The organism is Pseudomonas sp. MD195_PC81_125, from assembly GCF_014060985.1.
GTDB lineage: Bacteria > Pseudomonadota > Gammaproteobacteria > Pseudomonadales > Pseudomonadaceae > Aquipseudomonas > Aquipseudomonas parakoreensis.
Genome location: NZ_JABULD010000115.1, coordinates 1 through 1,143 on the forward strand (window position 1 = coordinate 1; position 1,143 = coordinate 1,143).

Here is a 1,143-nt window from a genome sequence, read left to right on the forward strand (position 1 = left end):
GCTCTGTGGGAGCGAGCCTGCTCGCGAAGGGGCCAGTGCGGGCAACACAAAATCCAGGATCACCCTCCCCTTCACACCCAGCAAAAAAGCCAGTTTGCCAGCATGAACCAAGTGCAAAAAGCCCAGTCCTAGTGGCGCCGCATTCCGCGGCTGCCCACTTCAGCACTGTCCTTTCCCCTGAGTCTGCCGTCCCATGCGCCATGTCGTTCGCTCATCACGCTTCGGTTCGCTGTGCCTGCTGATCCTTGCCCCACTGTTCACCGAGACCGCCCACGCCAGCGAAGAACGGCAGCTGGTGGCCGCCATCAACGATTACCGCGCCCATCCGCAACGCTGCGAACGTCGCCCTGCCCAGCGCCTGGCGCCACTGTCGCTGAAGTCGAATCTGGCGTTGCCGATCGGCTATGGCTACGGCGGTGGCTTGCGCGAGAGATTGAAGTCTTCGGGATATTCGGCGGTGGCGGTGCGCAGCATCCGCATCGTCGGTGCCGGGGATGCCGAGGAAGCCTTCGAACAGCTGCAAGACAGCCACTGCACCGCCCTGCTCGACGCCCAGTACGCCGACATCGGCGTCAGCCGTGCCCGCGGTGAATGGCAAGTGGTGCTGGCGCAACCGGTGCTCGACAGTCGCGTCGGCGACAACCGCAGCGTCGGCAAAGCCTTGCTCGCCGAGGTCAACGCCGCCCGTGCACGCCCCACGGATGTGTGGACGCCAGCGCTTCGCCGCCGCTCGCCCGCTCAGCTGGAACCCGGCGCTGGGAGCCGCCGCGCAAGGGCATAGCAAGGCCATGGCCTACGGCAACTATTTCGCCCACCGTGATCCGGACGGCGACATGCCGGCCGATCGCGCCCGGGCGGCAGGTTATCGGGGCCGGCAGATCGGCGAAAACATCGCCGCCGGCCAGAGTTCACCGGGCAAGGCGATGGCCGGATGGCTGGCCAGTCCCGGGCATTGTGCCAACCTGATGAACCCGATGTTCACCCAGGTCGGCGCGGGTTTTGCCAGCGAGGCGCGCAGTGATGAAGGGGTTTACTGGACGATGGTGTTTGGTGCGCCTTGATTCGCTGAGAGATTTTCAGTGAAGCTACTGGCCCCTTCGCGAGCAGGCTCGCTCCCACATTTTGCCCGGTTGAGGCTGAACC

1 pseudogene is annotated in these 1,143 nt (G+C 65.1%); it reads left to right on the forward strand.

From position 1 onward, the window contains the following. Positions 1 to 193: 193 nt before the first annotated feature. A pseudogene (locus HT737_RS04980) lies at positions 194 to 1,061 on the forward strand (CAP domain-containing protein). Positions 1,062 to 1,143 lie beyond the last annotated feature (82 nt).